19 protein-coding genes and 1 pseudogene are annotated in these 17,026 nt (G+C 62.8%); 11 read left to right on the forward strand and 9 right to left on the reverse strand.

The features are described from left to right. Positions 1–98: 98 nt before the first annotated feature. The 5 genes from ACE10Z_RS24375 (at position 99) to ACE10Z_RS24395 (ending at position 3,498) form a co-directional block, all read left to right on the forward strand. Positions 99–1,025, forward strand: a complete 927-nt coding sequence (locus ACE10Z_RS24375; RefSeq protein ID WP_375789906.1) for an alpha/beta fold hydrolase — start codon at positions 99–101, stop codon at positions 1,023–1,025. Further along, on the forward strand, positions 1,022–1,627 hold the full coding sequence (locus tag ACE10Z_RS24380) for a hypothetical protein (RefSeq protein ID WP_375783039.1): 606 nt from the start codon (positions 1,022–1,024) through the stop codon (positions 1,625–1,627). Before ACE10Z_RS24375 ends, ACE10Z_RS24380 begins: the two co-directional genes overlap by 4 nt. Before the next feature lie 92 nt (positions 1,628–1,719). Further along, positions 1,720–2,367, forward strand: a complete 648-nt coding sequence (locus ACE10Z_RS24385) for a CoA transferase subunit A (protein WP_375783040.1) — start codon at positions 1,720–1,722, stop codon at positions 2,365–2,367. 3 nt (positions 2,368–2,370) lie between these two features. Further along, positions 2,371–3,021 (forward strand): 3-oxoacid CoA-transferase subunit B, encoded by a 651-nt coding sequence (locus ACE10Z_RS24390; protein ID WP_375783041.1) that lies wholly within the window; start codon positions 2,371–2,373, stop codon positions 3,019–3,021. 18 nt (positions 3,022–3,039) lie between these two features. After that, positions 3,040–3,498 carry a MaoC family dehydratase gene (locus tag ACE10Z_RS24395; protein ID WP_375783042.1) on the forward strand — a complete coding sequence of 153 codons (459 nt, stop codon included), beginning with the start codon at positions 3,040–3,042 and terminating at the stop codon, positions 3,496–3,498. 16 nt (positions 3,499–3,514) lie between these two features. Here ACE10Z_RS24395 and fabI read toward each other — a convergent pair whose 3' ends face one another. The 4 genes from fabI to ACE10Z_RS24415 are packed head-to-tail and all read right to left on the reverse strand — an operon-like array spanning position 3,515 to position 8,725. Beyond that, on the reverse strand, positions 3,515–4,306 hold the full coding sequence (gene fabI, locus ACE10Z_RS24400) for an enoyl-ACP reductase FabI (protein WP_298362461.1): 792 nt from the start codon (positions 4,304–4,306) through the stop codon (positions 3,515–3,517). Continuing rightward, positions 4,303–5,517 carry an acetate/propionate family kinase gene (locus ACE10Z_RS24405; protein WP_375783043.1) on the reverse strand — a complete coding sequence of 405 codons (1,215 nt, stop codon included), beginning with the start codon at positions 5,515–5,517 and terminating at the stop codon, positions 4,303–4,305. Before ACE10Z_RS24405 ends, fabI begins: the two co-directional genes overlap by 4 nt. A 5-nt stretch (positions 5,518–5,522) precedes the next feature. Beyond that, positions 5,523–6,488 carry a phosphate acetyltransferase gene (locus tag ACE10Z_RS24410; RefSeq protein WP_375789907.1) on the reverse strand — a complete coding sequence of 322 codons (966 nt, stop codon included), beginning with the start codon at positions 6,486–6,488 and terminating at the stop codon, positions 5,523–5,525. 26 nt (positions 6,489–6,514) lie between these two features. Next, positions 6,515–8,725 (reverse strand): DUF3141 domain-containing protein, encoded by a 2,211-nt coding sequence (locus ACE10Z_RS24415; protein ID WP_375783044.1) that lies wholly within the window; start codon positions 8,723–8,725, stop codon positions 6,515–6,517. A 116-nt stretch (positions 8,726–8,841) separates the two neighbouring features. Between ACE10Z_RS24415 and ACE10Z_RS24420 the strand changes: the two genes are divergently transcribed. Then, positions 8,842–9,360, forward strand: a complete 519-nt coding sequence (locus ACE10Z_RS24420; protein ID WP_375783045.1) for a GNAT family N-acetyltransferase — start codon at positions 8,842–8,844, stop codon at positions 9,358–9,360. Positions 9,361–9,585: 225 nt separating this feature from the next. After that, positions 9,586–9,822: a hypothetical protein gene (locus tag ACE10Z_RS24425; RefSeq protein ID WP_375783046.1), complete on the forward strand. Its 237-nt coding sequence runs from the start codon at positions 9,586–9,588 to the stop codon at positions 9,820–9,822. A 95-nt stretch (positions 9,823–9,917) separates the two neighbouring features. Here the strand turns inward: ACE10Z_RS24425 and ACE10Z_RS24430 are convergent, their stop codons facing one another. Next, positions 9,918–10,595 (reverse strand): MarC family protein, encoded by a 678-nt coding sequence (locus tag ACE10Z_RS24430; protein ID WP_375783047.1) that lies wholly within the window; start codon positions 10,593–10,595, stop codon positions 9,918–9,920. A gap of 443 nt (positions 10,596–11,038) precedes the next feature. Between ACE10Z_RS24430 and ACE10Z_RS24435 the strand changes: the two genes are divergently transcribed. After that, entirely contained in the window at positions 11,039–11,326 is a 288-nt protein-coding gene (locus ACE10Z_RS24435; RefSeq protein ID WP_375783048.1) for a DUF5658 family protein, read from the forward strand. A 145-nt stretch (positions 11,327–11,471) separates the two neighbouring features. Here ACE10Z_RS24435 and ACE10Z_RS24440 read toward each other — a convergent pair whose 3' ends face one another. Then, positions 11,472–12,392, reverse strand: a complete 921-nt coding sequence (locus ACE10Z_RS24440) for an alpha/beta fold hydrolase (RefSeq protein ID WP_375783049.1) — start codon at positions 12,390–12,392, stop codon at positions 11,472–11,474. Positions 12,393–12,541: 149 nt separating this feature from the next. Between ACE10Z_RS24440 and ACE10Z_RS24445 the strand changes: the two genes are divergently transcribed. Next, positions 12,542–13,012, forward strand: a complete 471-nt coding sequence (locus ACE10Z_RS24445; protein WP_375783050.1) for a winged helix-turn-helix transcriptional regulator — start codon at positions 12,542–12,544, stop codon at positions 13,010–13,012. Positions 13,013–13,097: 85 nt separating this feature from the next. After that, on the forward strand, positions 13,098–13,265 hold the full coding sequence (locus tag ACE10Z_RS24450; RefSeq protein ID WP_375783051.1) for a hypothetical protein: 168 nt from the start codon (positions 13,098–13,100) through the stop codon (positions 13,263–13,265). A 107-nt stretch (positions 13,266–13,372) separates the two neighbouring features. On the opposite strand, the pseudogene ACE10Z_RS24455 reads toward ACE10Z_RS24450, so the two are convergent. Further along, positions 13,373–13,417: pseudogene (locus ACE10Z_RS24455) on the reverse strand (hypothetical protein); the annotation flags it as partial. A gap of 213 nt (positions 13,418–13,630) precedes the next feature. Here ACE10Z_RS24455 and ACE10Z_RS24460 point away from each other — a divergent pair. Then, entirely contained in the window at positions 13,631–13,888 is a 258-nt protein-coding gene (locus ACE10Z_RS24460) for a hypothetical protein (protein WP_375783052.1), read from the forward strand. Positions 13,889–14,038: 150 nt separating this feature from the next. On the opposite strand, the gene ACE10Z_RS24465 is transcribed toward ACE10Z_RS24460, so the two are convergent. Both ACE10Z_RS24465 and ACE10Z_RS24470 read right to left on the reverse strand, forming a co-directional pair. Next, complete coding sequence (locus ACE10Z_RS24465) at positions 14,039–15,382, reverse strand: PQQ-dependent sugar dehydrogenase (protein ID WP_375783053.1); 1,344 nt, start codon at positions 15,380–15,382, stop codon at positions 14,039–14,041. Positions 15,383–15,521: 139 nt separating this feature from the next. Further along, positions 15,522–17,015: a sensor histidine kinase gene (locus ACE10Z_RS24470; protein WP_375789908.1), complete on the reverse strand. Its 1,494-nt coding sequence runs from the start codon at positions 17,013–17,015 to the stop codon at positions 15,522–15,524. Positions 17,016–17,026: the final 11 nt, after the last annotated feature.

Here is a 17,026-nt window from a genome sequence, read left to right on the forward strand (position 1 = left end):
TTCCGGCGGGCATGCGCGGCCGTCGTTGACCTAAGTCAAGGGAACGGCCAGGTGCGCGCCGCAACTTGACGCTCGAAAGCATCGACCAAGTGAAGCGAATGCCGTTCCTGTCGCATGGGTCGCACCGCATCCGTTATGAGCTGGACGGCCCCACTGACGCGCCGGCCTACGTGCTCGTTAACGGGCTGACCCAGTATTCGGAGCTCTGGGCAGCCTATCGGGACGCGTTGATCGCTAAGGGATTTCGTGTCGCGACTTTCGATCTGCTCGGCCAGGGCGCCTCGGCCAAGCCGGAGCTGTTCATCAGCCAGGATGACCAGGTTGAGGCGCTTCGGCTCCTGATCGAAGCGCTCGGTGATGGTCCGATATTCCTCGGCGGCATCAGTTTCGGCGCACTGATCGCGCTGCGCTACGCGATTCTGCACGGAGATCGACTGTCGGGCCTGGTGCCTATGAGCGCCTTCGCAGAATTGTCGCCGCAGCTCCTGCTGCTCGGTAATGCACTGCGCACCGCCTTGATCCTGGGCGGCACCAGCTATTTGCAGGATTTGTTGCTACCGATGAACCTTTCCGATTCATGGCTCAAGCCGCTGCTTGGCAAGCTCGACGCAGTGAAACGGCAGGGCTGGTTGGTCAACGACGTCTATGCGCTGCAAAATCTGATGGAGTCCTTCCTCGACTTCCAGCCGCTGACGCCGCAACTGGCCTCGATCAAGACGCCGACGATGATCCTCAACGGCGAATTCGACTTCCTCACCCCGCGTTCCCTGCACGAAACCCTGCGCATTCACATCTCCGACAGCTCACTTGTCATCATTCCGAATGCCTATCACGCCTTCACGCTCGAGAAGGCCGCTCTGACGGCAGACCTGCTGGCACGCTTCGCCGAAGACGTGCTGGCGAAGCGCTGGCAGGGCAAACAGGCGGTATGGATCGCACCCGACGACGCAGGTGGCGAGATGATGCCTTTCCCTGCCGGCTTCGACCACCTGCGCGCGATCCCCGTGCCAAGGACCATGTCATGAACCGGTTCCTCGGCCCGCTGGACTCTTCCGGGCGCGTGCCGCCGCTGCAGCAAACTCGGGTCGCATCATTCCTGGTCTCGGTGCATGGCGCGCTTGCACGGCAGCTGGCTTTCGCCTTGCCAGGCCAGTTCAATGCCGGCTGGCAAACCGAGCTGAACACACAGTTGCATCGCGAGACCGAGATCGTTTCCCTTCTCCTGCGCGCGACTTCGTGGGCGCCTGATGTCACGACCTTCTACACCACGCTGATCTGGAAAATGGCTTGGATGCCCAATCCGGTTTCCGGCGTTGCCGATCACCGGCTTGCCACGACGATCGACATTGCGGCCCTCGGGCACGCCGCGCACGGCGCCATCCGGCCCGCCGCCCTGCTGCCCGTCGAGGCGTCCGCGGATGATCCCTTTGTCGTGGCCTTGCGCCGGATCGAATTTGAAAGCAGCCGCCTGATCCAGGCGCAAATCCATTTTCTGAAGGGTGACGATCTCAAGCCCGTCCGCGACGCCGTCAGCGCGGCCGTGAACGATCGGCATCGGCAGGTGCGCAAATTGTGGACGGACGTGCTGACCAGCATTGGGATTGACCGTCACGCAGACGACGAATGACGCGAGCCTTGACCCAGATCAACGTGAGGACCACGCCAAACGGCAGTGTTTGCTGAAACATCCCGCCTCGGATTGATTGCCGGAGCCCAATCATGAAGGCCGTATCCGCCGAAGAAGCTGTTGCGATGATCCCGAACAACGCGCGCATCATGGTCGGCGGATTCATGGGCGTAGGCACGCCGGAACGCTTGCTTGACGAACTGGTCCGACAGAACAAATCGGGCCTCTTGCTGATCAGCAACGATGCGGCAACGCCCCGAAAGGGTGTCGGCAAACTGTTCGAAGGCTCGCAGGTGTCGGGCATGATCGGCACCCATATCGGGCTGAATCCGACGGCGCAGAAGCAAATGCTGGGCAAGCAGATCACGGTCGACCTCATTCCGCAGGGCACCTTCGTTGAACGCATCCGCGCGGGCGGCTGTGGTCTTGGCGGCGTCTTGACGCCCACCGGCGTCGGTACGCTGGTCGAGGAAGGCAAACAGAAGATTGAAGTCGACGGCAGGCCGTACCTGCTGGAGACCGCACTGCGCGCCGATTTCGCGCTCGTACACGCCTTCCTGGCCGACTACGCAGGCAACCTGTCCTATGCTCTCACCGCACGGAATTTCAATCCGGTAATGGCGATGGCGGCCGACACCGTGATCGTGACCGCCGAACATATCGTTCCGGTCGGCGTCATTGCTCCCGATCACGTCGTCACGCCAGGACCACTGGTCGACTATCTCGTCGCGAATGGGTGAACCATGGATGCCCAAACCATCATCGCGCGTCGTGTGGCGAAGGAACTACGCCCGGGTAACCTCGTCAATCTCGGCATCGGGATTCCGACCTTGGTTGCGAACTACGTTCCCGCCGAGCTCAGGGTGTTCTTCCAGTCCGAGAACGGCTTGATCGGCACCGGCCCAATTCCCGAACAAGGTATGGCCCATCCGCTGCTGACCGATGCCGGCGGCAAGCCGATCAGCGCGTTGCCCGGCGCGGCCACCTTCGATAGCGCGATGTCGTTCGGCCTGATCCGTGGCGGCCATGTCGACATCACGGTGCTGGGCGGCCTGCAGGTCGACGCCGCGGGTCATCTCGCCAACTGGATGATCCCGGGCAAGATGGTGCCTGGCATGGGTGGCGCCATGGACCTCGTCAGCGGTGCCAAGCGCGTCATCGTCGCCATGCAACATGCGGCAAAGGGAAAGTCGAAGATCGTGGCCAAATGCAACTTGCCTCTGACATCCGCGCGCTCCGTGGATCTCGTCGTGACCGATCTTGCGGTGATCGCGTTCCCGGGCGGCAAGGCGACCCTCCTGGAAACGGCGCCGGGCGTGACTGTCGCCGAGGTCCTGGCGGTGACGGACGCCGAGCTCACAATTCCCGATGCTGTTCCGGAAATGATCCTCTGAAGGGAGCAAGCCGACGCCATGCGGATTTTCAACGGGTTTGAAGAACTCAAGGAAGCGGTAGGCACCGAAATCGGCGTCAGTGACTGGCTCGAGGTAACGCAAGAGCGCATTAGCAAATTCGCGGATGCCACTTGCGACGAGCAGTGGATTCATGTCGACCAAGAGCGCGCGAAGGCCGAAATGCCTGGAGGCATGACGATCGCACATGGCCTTCTGTCGCTCAGCCTGACACCGATGTTCATCCGCTCGGTAATGGGCCTGAAAGGGCTGAAGAACACGCTCAACTACGGGGCAGATCGGATCCGGTATCTAGCGCCGGTGCCGGCTGGATCGAAGCTGCGCGGTCGCGTCAGCATTGTCGAGGCCGTCGACGTGCCACCGAACGGGCTGAGGGTCAACTACCGCGTAGCGATCGAGATGGAGGGCGGCACGCGCCCGGCTTGCGTCGCCGACGTCATCGGCCTGCATTACAGCTAGCTGGACCTCCCGCCCTCTAATCGATGATGTGGTAGCCCCCGTCGACATAGAGTACGTCTCCCGTGATCAGCTTTGCACCGTCAAGGGCAAGGAACGCTGTAGCCTTACCGACGTCGTCGATGCTGACGAGGCTGCGCGTCGGCGCCTGCGACTGCGCCTTGTCCATCAGTTCGTCGAATTCTGGAATGCCGGATGCTGCGCGCGTGGCAAGTGGCCCAGGCGAGATGGCATGGACCCGAATGCCTTTTGGTCCGAGCTCGGCGGCGATGTAGCGCACCGCCGCCTCGAGCGCCGCCTTCGCGACGCCCATGACATTGTAGTTCTTCACCACCATCTGGCTGCCGTAATAGGTCATGGTGAACATCGTGCCGCCGTTCTTCATCAGCGGTTCGGCGAGATGGGCCATGCGCATGAACGACCAGCAGGATACATCCATGGTCTTCTGGAAGCCCGCCCGGTCGACGTCGACCACACGGCCATGCAAGGCTTCTTTCGGTGAGAACGCGATCGAGTGAAGCAGGAAATCGAGCTGCCCCCACTCCTTTCCGATCCGCTCGAAGACTTTTTCGGTCTCGCCCTCGACCATCACGTCGAGCGGCATGAAGATCGGCGATTCCAGCGCCTTGGCCAGCGGTTCGACGTGCTTCTTGGCCTTCTCGTTCAGGTAGGTGACAGCGAGCTCGGCACCGAGCGCGCGAAACGCCTTGGCACAGCCCCAGGCGATCGATTGGTCATTGGCTATGCCGACGATCAAACCCTTCTTGCCTTTCAGCGCGACATTGGTCTCGGGATAAACCGGGATGTTCATGACACTCTCTCGCGTTTTGGATTTGGCGATGGCTGGTTCATGAGCAGCGTCAGCGTATGCTGCGCGATCATCAGTTCCTCGTCGGTCGGCACGACGTAGACGGGGATTCGGCTGTCCGATCGGGATATCCTGGTGGCATGCCGTGCGTTCTCGACTGGATCGAGCTCGATCCCGAGCCATGCCAGCCGTTCCGAGATGCGGGCACGGATCGAAACGGAGTTTTCGCCGATCCCCGCGGTGAAGACGAAGCCGTCTAGCCCCTCCAGCGCGGCTGCCAGCATGCCGGCGTTGAGGCCAACGCGATAAATGAAATAGTCGACCGCAAATACAGCCCGCGGGTCGGCGCTATTCTCAAGCTCGCGCATGTCGTTGCTGACGCCGGATAGACCTTTCAGGCCGCAATCGCGGTACAGGAAGTCCTGCACCTTGGGCGCGGACATTCTCTTCTCGCTGAGCAGATACAGGACGACACCGGGATCGATCTGGCCGGGCCGCGTTCCCATCGCGAGGCCATCGAGAGCCGTAAATCCCATCGTGCTTTCGACACTCCGGCCTGCCCGCATCGCACACATCGAGGCGCCGCTGCCGAGATGAGCCACGATCACACGACCGACCGCGACCTCCGGCGCCAGCTGCGGCAGCCGCTTGGCCACATATTCGTAGGACAGGCCGTGGAAGCCGTAGCGCCTGACGCCTTCGGCGTACAGCTGGTGCGGAATGGCATAATGGTCCGCCAGCGGGTCATGATCGCGGTGGAACGCCGTATCGAAGCAGGCCACCTGCGGCAGGGCCGGAAAATTGGCTAGCAGGGATTTGATGGGCGCCAGATTGTGTGGCTGGTGCAGCGGCGCCAGCGGCGCGTAGCGTTCCAGCCGCGACACGACCACAGGGTCGATCAGCACTGGGTGCCCGTAATCCGGGCCGCCGTGAACAACCCGATGGCCGACGGCCACAGGGTTGATGTTGAGCTCATCTCTCAGCCAGGCGCCGGCGACGGACATAGCGGCAGGAACGTCGGCAACTGCTTCGATCGGATAGGCCCGGTCGACCAGCGGCTCGCCGCTGGGGCCGCTGGCACGCATCCGCGGCCGGCTGCCGATGCCATCGATCTGGCCCTTTAGCTGCCGCGCCAGCCGGCCCTCGGCCTCCACCGCGAAGACCTGGAATTTCACGCTGGAGGAGCCGGCGTTGACGACGAGGATCGTATCCATGACAGTCACGCGGCAGCGATGGGAGCACCGCGACGCCGGGCCGCCGCGTACAGGCAGGCCACCGCAGCGGATGCCATCCGTGACCGCGCAGAATCGGCGCGCGACGTCAGCACGACCGGCACCCGTGCGCCGAGCACGATGCCGGCGCCATCCGCCTTGGCGAAATAGGCCAGGTTCTTCGCCAGCATGTTGCCTGACTCGAGGTCGGGCACGACCAGAATCTGCGCCCGGCCAGCGACCTCGGACCTGATGCCCTTGATCCGCGCCGCCTCCATGTCGATCGCATTGTCGAAGGCAAGCGGACCATCGAGCAACGCGCCGGTGATCTGCTTGCGGTCTGCCATCTTGCAGAGCGCCGCCGCTTCAATCGTCGACGGAATCTTCGCCGTCACCGTCTCGACTGCCGACAGGATCGCCACCCGAGGTGTCGTGCCGAAGCCGGCCTGATTGTAGAGGTCGACGGCATTCTGGATGATGTCGCGTTTGTCGTCCAGGTCGGGGAAGATGTTGATGGCGGCATCGGTGACGAACACCGTTTCGGAATACGCCGGCACGTCCATCACGAATACGTGGCTGATGCGCCGGTCGGTGCGCAACCCGCCGACCTTTGCTGTCACGCTGCGCATCAGTTCATCGGTGTGGAGGCTGCCCTTCATCAGGACTTCGCCTCGACCTTCATGAATCAACTCGACGCCCCTGGCCGCGGCAGCAGCCTCAGTCGGCGGCGTGTCGACGATCTCACAGTCCGCAATATCGATATTGTGCTTCACCGCGGTATCTCGGATCCGCCCAGCCGGCCCGACGAGAATCGGCTTGATGATGCCAGCCTCGGCGGATTCGATCGCACCTCGCAGCGAGCTCTCATCGCAGGGATGCACGACGATCGTGGAAACCGAGGGAACGCCCTTCGCGGCGACGATGAGACGATCGTATTTTGATCCTGGCTGGGCTTGGTTCGGTCCGGCTGTCATGACACCCATTACTCCGCTCCGACTTGCTATGACGCCCGGGCCTTCGGATCGAAGGGGACGGTGTTGTTGTGACCGTCGAGCCCGAACAGCCCGGCGACCTGATTCAATCGCGTGGCCACTTCGCCGGATATCTCCGCACTGGCCGACAGCACGTCTTGAATGGCTGCAAACGCCCTGCGGCGCGCGTCCATGTCGTCCGGCAGGAGTTTTGGAATGGCCGCCAGTGCGGCCTCTCGATTGAGCAGCAGCATGAAGAACTGCTCGCGGACCAGCATCTTGAATTCCGCGAGTGTCACGCGCGCGGCCTCATCGGCCTGGCGAAGCCGCCGCAGCGCCTCGAGACTGCGCTCGTCCACCATGCCCCGGGCCGATCCGACATAAAGCAAGGCCCGAATGCCGGCCTCTCGCATGCCACCGGAGTTGATCCGGGATGTCAGCTCCGCGATACGAGCTTGCAAGAGCTCTCGGTGCTTTGGATCCATCTCGCGGCGTTGGGAGGGGGTCGACTGCGGATCAACCCCGACCGCGGCCTGCAACGCCGGCGAGCCATAGATGGCAAGGAACATCGCCTCGCTCAGCGCCTCCTGCGAGTCGCGCCACTGATCGAGCGAACTGACGATCTGCTTCGATACCCGCTCCTGGAACGCCAGGAAGGGATTGTCCTTTGCGACCGGCTTGCGCGCTTCGCGGGCCTTGTCCGCAGCGTTCTCCACCATCTTCATCCAGGGGTTCTCGCTGCTGAACGCCTCGTATTGCAGGCGGAGCGGATGCCAGTTGCGCATCATCTCCGCCATCTGTGGCGTCACCATCGATTTGACCCAAGGCTGCACGAATTTCTGATAAGCGGCGAGATTCATTTCGGAGACCCGTTTGGCAGTCTCGAACCGCCGCTCGTCCTCCGGCGAGTTCCCACCCATCGCGCGGATGTCGTCGAGCGTACGGGCCTCGCAGCGCATCACCCACTGCCCAACCGCAAGCTCATCATTGAGCGTGTCGGATCCCCTCGCCTCGAACGTCGCCTCGTAAAGGCCGGGTGGCAGCACGTCGATCAAATCGATGTTGCTCGAGAATTCCGCATGCTCTTTCTTGGCGACGCCACCGGAAACGAATATGCCGAGATGACCGACCGTCTCATGCACGGTGTAGACAATGGTCTGCCCATGCGCCCTGATCTCGTCGACATCCGCATAGAGATCCAGAATCCAGTCCAGCGCCTGTTGCGGAGGCGTGATGTTGTCCCCTTTTGAGCAGAACACCACGATCGGCGAACGAATATTGCGCAGATCGACTGCGGTCCCGTCGGACATCTTGACGCGCCCCGCGGCCAAGTTGTTGCCGATGAAGAGTTCATCGACAATGAACTGGATCTCCTCGGCATTGAGGTTGACGTGCCCGCCCCACCAGCGTTCGAACTCGAGATAGCGATCCGCCTCGGTGTCGACCTTGGTGTAGACGTTGTACTGCTTGGTCCACAACGTATTCGATGGATTCTGGCTCTCGAAGTTTTGCACCAGCCAGGCACCGTCAAACTTGCCGGCGCCGAGGTCACTGGAAAGCGCCGTCAGCCAGCTTCCGCCAAGCAGCCCGCCGGAGTAACGCATCGGATACTTGCCGTGGACGCCGGCCCAATAAGCGAGCGGCGCGCCCGCCACGATCACCGGACCGAACAGTTCCGGCCGTAATGCGGCCAGGATCATGATCGCCCAGCCGGCTTGGCAGTTGCCGATCACGCACGGTTTGCCGTCAGCCTCGGGATGCCGCTCGATGACCTTTTCGATGAAGATGGCTTCGGCGCGGGCAATGCGCTCGATGGTCTGGCCCGGCATTGGCTCGGGCAGGAAGCCGATGAAATAGCAGGGATGGCCTGCCTTCATCGCGACGCCGATCTCACTGTCGGCCTTGAAGCCGCCGATCCCCGGGCCATGACCCGCACGTGGGTCGACGACAACGAACGGGCGGCGGTCGCGGTCGATTTCCACACCCTTGGGCGGGATGATACGCACCAACGCATAGTTGACAGGCTGCTCGAGCGTGCGGCCGTCCAGGATGAGCTCGGCTGCATAGCTCAGGACGTGGGGCGCCGTCTGGGCAACATGCTCGCGATACTGATCGCCGCGTTGGCGCAGGATATCCAGAAGCAGCACGCTACGCTGCCCGGCATCTACCATGTACTCCACGGCCTTGGCGACGACCCCAGACATTGGGCCGCCCGGGAGTTGCGGATTGTCCAGCGACATCGTTTCGGTCCCTCCGCCAACGCCCCCGATTGAAAGCATCTGGCGCGCCCGGATCGTTGATTTAGGTCAAGCCACGGGCGCGGCCGTGCGCCTTTCTGGCGCCGGAGGACAGGTTGATGCCCGTGCCTGAGAATTATGCAGCGAGCGAACGTCTGCGCGATGGCCGGAGCGTCGAGATCCGCATGTTACGGGCTGATGACCAGGACGATATGTTGGCTGCGATCGGCCGCACGAGCAGCCAGTCGCTGCAACGTCGCTTCTTCGGTCCCAAGCGAAGCTTCTCGAAGAAGGAAGTCGATTTCTTCATGAACATCGATTTCACCAGTCACGTCGCCTTGATCGCGCTTGCCGATGAGGACGAACACGAGGTGATCATCGGCGGCGGTCGCTACGTCGTCACGGACTCCGGAATGGCCGAGATCGCCTTCGTGACCATCGACGACTATCAGGGACTGGGCGTTGGCACCTTGCTGATGCGCCACCTTATTATTCTGGCGCGCACGGCCGGGCTCGAGCAGCTCGTCGCCGACGTCCTGCCGGAGAACACGGCGATGCGGAAGGTTTTCGCCAAATTTGGCTTTCAGGAGCGCCACGGAGGGGATCCGCAGGTCATTTGCCTGGCGTTCCCCCTGTGATGATCAGAAACACCTCGGCACTTCCCAGCGAAGGATCAACGATCGAGACACTGCTCATTGCTCTGGAGGAAAATGTCATGGGGAAGTCACATGCCGGAGAACGGGCCGAAAGCAGCTTCGCGAAGCCTCATCCAAAAGCATCGAACAAGGCGGCGGAAAGCAACGACGTTCCCCCCACAATCGAGCCTTGGGATTGCGCAGCCGTCAACATAACTGGATGGCTTCGTGAACACGGCACTTGGCAAGTCCATCTCGGCAAGCCGCCACGGACCCGGCGTTGACCTGTTCCTCCAGACCCGAATGGCACAAAGTGCACTTTCGGAGAGAAATCCTCCCGGCCTATACTTAAAGGTGCCTCTGTCGATCGTGGGGGTGCTTATGGCCGAAATTCTCTTCCGCTCGGGCATCATCGTCCTCGGACTTTGCCCTATCGCACTGGTAGCGGCTGCCCTGCTTATTTGAAAGCAAGGGCACCGCCTGGCAGGTACGCGCCAACCGGGTCGGTCGACGGCCCCGGCAACTGCTTGGGGCGCGCCCATCCCGTCGATCGAGGCGGACTACACAGAGATGCCGGTCACCGACCGCGCGACCTCGACCACGCCGGTGATCACGATCTGAACCCCAATACACAGCAGCAGAAAAGCGGAAAGCTTCGTGACCACGCTCGTTCCCTCTTCCCCGAACAGCCGGGCCATCGCGCTCGACCTTCGATAGGCATGATAGATCGTTGCGGTCACACACACCGTAACGAGCAGGAACACGACGGACGAATAAAACAGGCCATCCATGTCGTCAGGGCGATTGGTGCCGATTGCGATCGCAGTCGCGATTGTTCCCGGCCCCGTCGTCAAGGGGATCGTCATCGGGAAGAACGCCATTCGCCGGATCGCCGAAAAGCCCGCGGTCGACGTCGCATGCACGTCGTGCGCGACCGGCGCGGCGTGGAGCATCGACCAGCCAGTCGCTGCAACAACAAGGCCGCCTCCGATCCGTAGCGCCGGCATCGTGATGCCAAAGAAGCGAAGAACATGACCTCCCACAAAGAGAGACATGAGAATGACTGCGAACGCATACACCGCAATGCGAAGAGCGATGCGGGCACGCTCGCGATCGGTGAGCCCGATCGTTCTATCGTGGAAAATGAAGGCCAAGCCGTAAGGATTGATGATCGCAAACAACGCACCGAAAGCGAACAAGAAGTCGCCCAGCCAACGGGATGTGATAAACTCTGTCATAAGAGCTTTGCGCTTCCAAGCCGGACGGTGAACAAGAGCCGCGCGACAACGATCGCCGGCTCTCGGCGATCACCGCGACATATTTCCGTTTGGCGGTTGATCTAAATCAAGACGACGCAAGCGTGACATCTCCCTCCGTACAGCCGCAGCGACGGCCCAAAAGCCAATCGGTGGCGATCCGAGGTATTCGCCGAGAGGACGAGCGGCGCTAAATGTCACGGCCATTCGTCTGTGTGCCCCCGCGATCGAAATGTACGGTTCCGTCAGGGGCGCTGGTGTCGTTTAGAGCAAATGCAAGGGGGGTAACCGACGCAGCGGTATGCTGACTGGCCGGGCGCTCATCCCGGTGCGGCGGTTGAATCTCCTGCCGCAACAGACAATTAACGAATCAGCCCAAATGATAGGAACATTGCTAGGCTGGCGCTCGGCACCAAGAGGCTGAAATGAATTGGGTGAAGGCACTGCTGCTGCTCTCCGTGCTGCTCCTTGGATGCGCGGACCTCGCGACCACCAACAGGATTTTGGAGCTCGGGTTCGGCGAGGCAAACCCGTTCATGGAGATGGCCCAGACCTGGTTCGGTGCCCGGTGGCTGATCCCGAAATTGGGTTTGACGTACCTCGTCATCGCGCTGCTCTGGCGCAGCGAAAGCCTTTCCAGGATTGCCCTTGTGGTGGCGTTCTGCTCAACGCCTGTCATCAACAACCTCATCATTATCGCAGGCGCGAGCTGAGCCAATCACACGCCAATCGAGATTTGGCGATGTGACCGTCCTGCTCGTTCCTTGCGAGCAGGCATGATCCGATCAACGTCAGAAGCCTCTGCCGCCTGACCGGCGCCTTTGCTGCCCTGCCCCTCGCACGCGATCGGGCACGCAGTCAGGTCTGCCGAATGAACTCCGCGATCAGGCCGCCGATTTCCTCCGGGGCATCCTCAAGACAGTAATGCCCGACGCCGGCGAGACGCCTGACCGGTGCCGCCGGGAAGATCGCGGAAAACAGCGGCAGGAAATGCCCTGCGTGCAGCGTGCGGTCCGCCTCGCCCCAGATGGCGAGCGCAGGCTTGCTGCGGATCGCGCGGTCGGCGGCGGGATCCGGCGCGTCGAGCCTGTGCGCACCGGTCGCAAAGCCCCTGGCCCATCCGATCGCACCGAGGCAGTCAGCCGGGCGCGCGAAGGGGGCGCCGTAGGCGGCAAGCCATGCGTCGGTGATGACGGCGTTGTTCTCGAAGCCGTTGAGCTTGAGCGTGCTCAGGATGTTGAAGCCGAGTTGGCCGAGAACCGGCTCGAGCTCGCCGTTCGCTTCGGCTTTTGCGATCCATTGAAACCACGGCGAAGCCGCCGCATTGGCGGCGACGCGCGCGAACAGATCGCTCTGCCCGAACGGCGTCGGCCCGTTTGCGGAGATGATGCGGCGGATGCGATCCGGATGGCGGACGGCGAACCCCATGCCGACCGGGCCGCCAAAGTCATGCATGACCAGCGTTACGTCGGTGAGATCGAGCGCGAGGACCAGCGCTTCGAGATTGTCGACATGGTCCTGCAGCCAATAGCTGCGCTCCGCCGGCGTCGCGCTCTTGCCGAACCCCATGTGATCCGGAACGACCACGCGGTGCGTCGCGCTGAGGGCCGGCACCAGATGGCGAAACAGGTAGCCCCAGGTCGGTTCGCCATGGAGGCAGAGCACCACCTCGCCGTCCCGTGGGCCTTCGTCGACGTGATGCATCCGGAAGCCAGGGGCCGTGCTGAAATGCGGCGCGAAAGGAAAGGTGCCGTCGAAGGTGGCGTCGGCTTGGATCATGGCTTGGCCCCGGTTGGTTTTAGATTGAAACCACCGTGTATCGCTTGTGGTTTTACTTTGCAACCGATATATCGAGCTTCCGACTGGGCGATCTTTCGGGCCGCGCCCACCGATCAGAACATGGATTGAGCAGCGTCAGGCGGACCACGATGGCGAAGCGAGTGAGCCACAGGGACTCGATGTGCGGCGTGGCCCGGCCGCTGGATGCGATCGGCGACTGGTGGTCGCTGTTGATCGTCCGCGATGCATTCGACGGGCTGCGCCGGTTCGGCGAATTTCAGAAGAGCCTCGGGCTTGCCAAGAACATCCTCGCCGCACGGCTCCGAAATCTCCTGGCGCACGGAATCATGGAGACCGTGCCCGCAGCGGACGGCAGCCCGTATCAAGAATATGTGCTGACCGAAAAAGGACGCGGGCTGTTCCCGCTCCTTGTCGCGCTCCGGCAGTGGGGTGAGGATTTTTTCTTCGAGCCCGACGAAGCGCATGTGCTGCTGGTGGATCGAAAGAACGGGCTGCCGGTGCGCCGCCTCGAGCTGAGAGCGCAGGATGGACGCGTCGTCGGCGCAGAAGACACCATTGTGCGGCTGCCGCAGACTTCACTTGAGAACGGCAGCGCGTGAGACGCGCGTGCGCCACGCAGGACCGCTGTCAGCAACCGGATCTTAACCCTCCTTGCCGCAGCATCCGCGCGTGGAGGTTCGACCAATGCAGACATTCCGGGTATCGCTGAGCGATGGGGAGCGTAAATTCCACACGGCGATTCAGGCGCCGGATCCCGCGTCCGCGCGGATCAAGGCCGCCTACTTCTTCGATATATCGAAGTGGCGGATCTTGAGTGTGTCACTGAGCGGAGCCAGCGCCGCGGCGGCTTAGCGCTGCGCGCCCTACGCCATCCGGTCGATCTCGGCGAGCGGATCGTCATCGCCAAGGAACCATGCCGCCGACAAGCCGGTCCAGGCGAGGATCCATGACAGCAAGCGCCGGCGATCCAGCTTTGGATGCCGCCGTGCGCCTCGCCGAGAGATAGGGTTCGAACATCGGGCGGGCTGACTCGCTGATGAAGGGACGTAACCGTCGTTCTAAGCATTGCCTGCGCGCGCCGCCACGCTGGTTCCCTGCGGCGCATCGTGGCAGCGCCGCGCCAACCGGTTCCTGGCCGCCCTGCCCATGTTGGTTGATGACAGCCCCCACCCATCTCGCGCTACAATGTCGCAGCCGGTGTGACGGAGGGTGTGGTGATGCCGCGAAAGGGAATTACCGGGCACGACGATTGGGTGGTCACGGAAGCGCTGGCCACTGCGCTGGTCGCGCTCGAACAGTTGCCGTCGAAGCATCAGCCACGCGCGCATATGGAGGACGTGCGGAAGCTCCTGGCCGCGAGATGTGAGGCCGGAGCCGTCACGCTGCATCTTGCGCAAGCCAAGTGCCGGTTGTTTCCCGATACCGATCCCTTGACGATCTATGAGGAATACGGCCTCAAGGACGGACTGGGCTAGCAGCCGTCGCCGCGGCGATGCCCTGAAAACCCCGGCGAAGATCGAACGGCTAAAGCATGATCCGGAAAAGTGTGAAGCGGTTTTCCGAAAAGATCATGCTCAAACAAGAAGCTAAAGCGCGATGACGATTCAACCTGATCTCATCGCGCTTTAGTCGTGGCTGACGCGCCAGATCGTGCCGTTGCCGTCTTCGGAGACCAGCAGCGCGCCGTCCCGCGCCACGGTGACGCCCACCGGACGGCCCCAGACCTCATTGTCGCCGATGACGAAGCCGGTGACGAAATCCTCGTACTCGCCGGTCGGCACCCCGTCCTTCAACCTGATGCGGATGATCTTGTAGCCGGTGCGCTTCGCGCGATTCCACGAGCCGTGTTCGGCTGCAAACGCGTCGCCGCGATACTCGGCCGGAAAACTGCTGCCGGTGTAGAAGGTCATACCGAGCGAGGCCGAGTGCGCCTGCAACAGCACGTCGGGAGTAGTCACCTTGTCCTTGAGGTCGGGCCGCGCGCCGGCATGCGCGGGGTCTTCGTTGGCGCCGATATAGTACCAGGGCCAGCCGTAGAACGCGCCCTCGCGGATACGCGTCACATAGTCGGGCACGAGGTTGTCGCCGCGGCCGTCGCGCTCGTTGGTCGAACACCAGGGTGTGCCGCTTCCAGGCTGGATCGCGAGACCGACGCAGTTGCGGATGCCCGTGGCGAACAGTTTCTGGTTCTTGCCGTCGGGATCGAAGGCCAGCACGGCCGCACGATCGGTTTCCGATCCCCAGGCGGCACCAAGCGCGTGGTCGCGGCTCCAGCTTTCGATACCTTCCGGCGGCCGGCCAAGCCCCTCGCCTGCGTTGCCGGCGGAGCCGACCGACACCAGCATGCGCTTGTCGTCTGATGTGAACACGATGTCACGCGTGGAATGGGCGTAACCGTGGGGAAGGTTTGCGACGATGCTCTCAGGCTTTCCCGACGCCTTGAGGTCACCGTTGCGGTAGGCAAAGCGCACGACGCTGTCGGTGTTGGCGACGTAGAGCCATTGCGGATTGTCGCCGTTTGGAAAGAACGCGATGCCGAACGGCCGGTTCAGTCCGGATGCGTAGACCTCATTGGTCGCCGGCCTTGTGGCGCCGTCGGCGCTGCGCAGGACACGGATGCGGCCGGAGCTGGTTTCCACGACGAAGATATCGCCGTTGGGCGCGGTCCGGATAATACGCGGACCACTCAGCCCACTCGCAAACAGCTCGACCTTGAACCCCGCCGGCACCTGGGGCACCGCCGATGCGGGGCGCGACACGACGCGGGACCAATTGCTGCTGGAAGCCGTTTCGCCCGGCTTGGGCAAGTCCTGCGGCGTGATCAAGCGCACCGTGCCCGGTCTGTCGCGCTGCCAGTCGCCGAACGCCTCCGCGCCTTTCAGCACAGATTCAGCGCCCGACCGCGCGATGCCGGTCGCTGCGAGGATGACGACCGACAGACCTACGCCGGCAAGGTTCATTTTGGGCATTTGCTCCTCGCGCGACGTCCCTGTCACACGCGCAGCTCATAGCGCAGCTCGCGCTCAAGCTGCGTTCACAATGTCGTCTGCATCAATGTCCATTGAGAGGCGCCGTCACATCAGCAGGCGAGCTGCTCCGCAGCACGCACTACACGGCCCTGGAACGGACCATGGGCTTGCGCTCGGCCGTCGTCGGTTCGCGGAACGCCGGCGTGTCTCCAACAAGCGGCTTGAGAGGAACCGTCAGCCGGCAGATCAGGCCCTCGGCGCGCCAATCGAAGTCGGCCCGTCCGCCGAGTTGGGTCTCGATGCTGGCGATGACACTTCGTGTGCCGAAGCCCTTCTGCTTCGGCTTGGTCACCGGAGGCCCGCCGGACTCCACCCAGGCCAGGATCAGCGTGTCGTCCTCCACTTCCCAGGTAATCGCGAGCCGGCCCGGCAACACCGACAGGCTGCCATATTTGGCGGAGTTGGTGACGAGCTCGTGCAGCGCCAGTGCCAGCGTCTGCGCGGTCGCGGGCTGCAACTGCACCTCGCCGCCGGCGATCTGGATCTGCCCGGCCTCGGAATAAGGCGCGATCTCCTCGGTCACCAGCCGCCGGATTTCGGCGCCCTGCCAGCTCGACAGCGACAGTACGGTATGAACCCGCGCCAGCGCCGTGATGCGGCCCTCGACCGCCCGCACATAGGCGGTCACGTTCTGCGCGCGCGTCAGGCGCACGATCGACTGCGCCAGCGCGAGCGCGTTCTTGGCGCGATGGTCGACCTCGCGGGTCAACAGGCTCTGCCGTTCCTCGGCCTTCTTGCGATCGGTGATGTCGACGGTGACGCCGCTGACCCGCACCACCCTGCCGTTCCTGTCGCTGGTCGCCGCGGCCGTGCCGACGCACCAGCGTATCTCGCCGTCCGGCCGCACGACGCGGAATTCGGCCTCATAAGAGGTGTGGCCGTTGCCGAAGCCGGTCCAGCCCTGCCTGAGTTCCTCGACATCGTCGGGATGAAACAGCCTTTGGATATTGTCGGAGGTCAGTGCGAAGGATTTCGGATCGACGCCGAAGATCTTGTATTGCCCCTCGTCCCACATCCAGTCGCCGTTGACCCAATCCCAGTCCCACGAGCCCATCTTGCCCGCGGCAATCGCCATGCTGCGGCGCGCCTCGCTCTCGACCAGCCGCGTGGTCGACTGCTCGAGCTCGGCAGTGCGCGCGCGCACCCGGTCCTCGAGCTCGGCATTGAGGCGCTCGAGTTGCCGTGTCTTGCGGTAGAGCTCGGCGAACACGCGGATTTTTGCGCGCAACACTTCCGGCACAACCGGCACCGGCACGTAATCGACCGCGCCCATCTCGTAGCCGCGCAGCCGGTCGATGTCGCTGACCTGGATTGCCGAGATGAAGATCATCGCGGTCTTTTGAAAGCGCGGATGCTCGCGGATCATCGCCGCGAGCTCGAAACCGTCGAGCTCGGGCATGCAGACGTCGACCAGGATGACCGCCACTTCGTTCTTGAGCAGGAACTCCAGCGCCTCGCGACCCGACGAAGCGGCGACCAGCGTCTCGCCGAGCTCCTTCAGGATGACCTCATAGGCCAGCAGCTTGGCCGGCTGGTCATCGACCAGAAGGATGTTCACCTTTTCATGGTCCATCATGTTCGATC

The organism is Bradyrhizobium sp. Pha-3 (assembly GCF_042258615.1).
Taxonomy (GTDB): Bacteria; Pseudomonadota; Alphaproteobacteria; order Rhizobiales; family Xanthobacteraceae; genus Bradyrhizobium.

Coding starts and splice junctions, on each gene's coding strand:
- ACE10Z_RS24375 (WP_375789906.1), top strand. CDS start 99: ATGCCGTTCCTGTCGCATGGGTCGCACCGCATCCGTTATGAGCTGGAC.
- ACE10Z_RS24380 (WP_375783039.1), top strand. CDS start 1,022: ATGAACCGGTTCCTCGGCCCGCTGGACTCTTCCGGGCGCGTGCCGCCG.
- ACE10Z_RS24385 (WP_375783040.1), top strand. CDS start 1,720: ATGAAGGCCGTATCCGCCGAAGAAGCTGTTGCGATGATCCCGAACAAC.
- ACE10Z_RS24390 (WP_375783041.1), top strand. CDS start 2,371: ATGGATGCCCAAACCATCATCGCGCGTCGTGTGGCGAAGGAACTACGC.
- ACE10Z_RS24395 (WP_375783042.1), top strand. CDS start 3,040: ATGCGGATTTTCAACGGGTTTGAAGAACTCAAGGAAGCGGTAGGCACC.
- fabI (WP_298362461.1), bottom strand. CDS start 4,306: ATGAACATCCCGGTTTATCCCGAGACCAATGTCGCGCTGAAAGGCAAG.
- ACE10Z_RS24405 (WP_375783043.1), bottom strand. CDS start 5,517: ATGGATACGATCCTCGTCGTCAACGCCGGCTCCTCCAGCGTGAAATTC.
- ACE10Z_RS24410 (WP_375789907.1), bottom strand. CDS start 6,488: ATGACAGCCGGACCGAACCAAGCCCAGCCAGGATCAAAATACGATCGT.
- ACE10Z_RS24415 (WP_375783044.1), bottom strand. CDS start 8,725: ATGTCGCTGGACAATCCGCAACTCCCGGGCGGCCCAATGTCTGGGGTC.
- ACE10Z_RS24420 (WP_375783045.1), top strand. CDS start 8,842: ATGCCCGTGCCTGAGAATTATGCAGCGAGCGAACGTCTGCGCGATGGC.
- ACE10Z_RS24430 (WP_375783047.1), bottom strand. CDS start 10,595: ATGACAGAGTTTATCACATCCCGTTGGCTGGGCGACTTCTTGTTCGCT.
- ACE10Z_RS24435 (WP_375783048.1), top strand. CDS start 11,039: ATGAATTGGGTGAAGGCACTGCTGCTGCTCTCCGTGCTGCTCCTTGGA.
- ACE10Z_RS24440 (WP_375783049.1), bottom strand. CDS start 12,392: ATGATCCAAGCCGACGCCACCTTCGACGGCACCTTTCCTTTCGCGCCG.
- ACE10Z_RS24445 (WP_375783050.1), top strand. CDS start 12,542: ATGGCGAAGCGAGTGAGCCACAGGGACTCGATGTGCGGCGTGGCCCGG.
- ACE10Z_RS24450 (WP_375783051.1), top strand. CDS start 13,098: ATGCAGACATTCCGGGTATCGCTGAGCGATGGGGAGCGTAAATTCCAC.
- ACE10Z_RS24460 (WP_375783052.1), top strand. CDS start 13,631: ATGCCGCGAAAGGGAATTACCGGGCACGACGATTGGGTGGTCACGGAA.
- ACE10Z_RS24465 (WP_375783053.1), bottom strand. CDS start 15,382: ATGCCCAAAATGAACCTTGCCGGCGTAGGTCTGTCGGTCGTCATCCTC.
- ACE10Z_RS24470 (WP_375789908.1), bottom strand. CDS start 17,015: ATGGACCATGAAAAGGTGAACATCCTTCTGGTCGATGACCAGCCGGCC.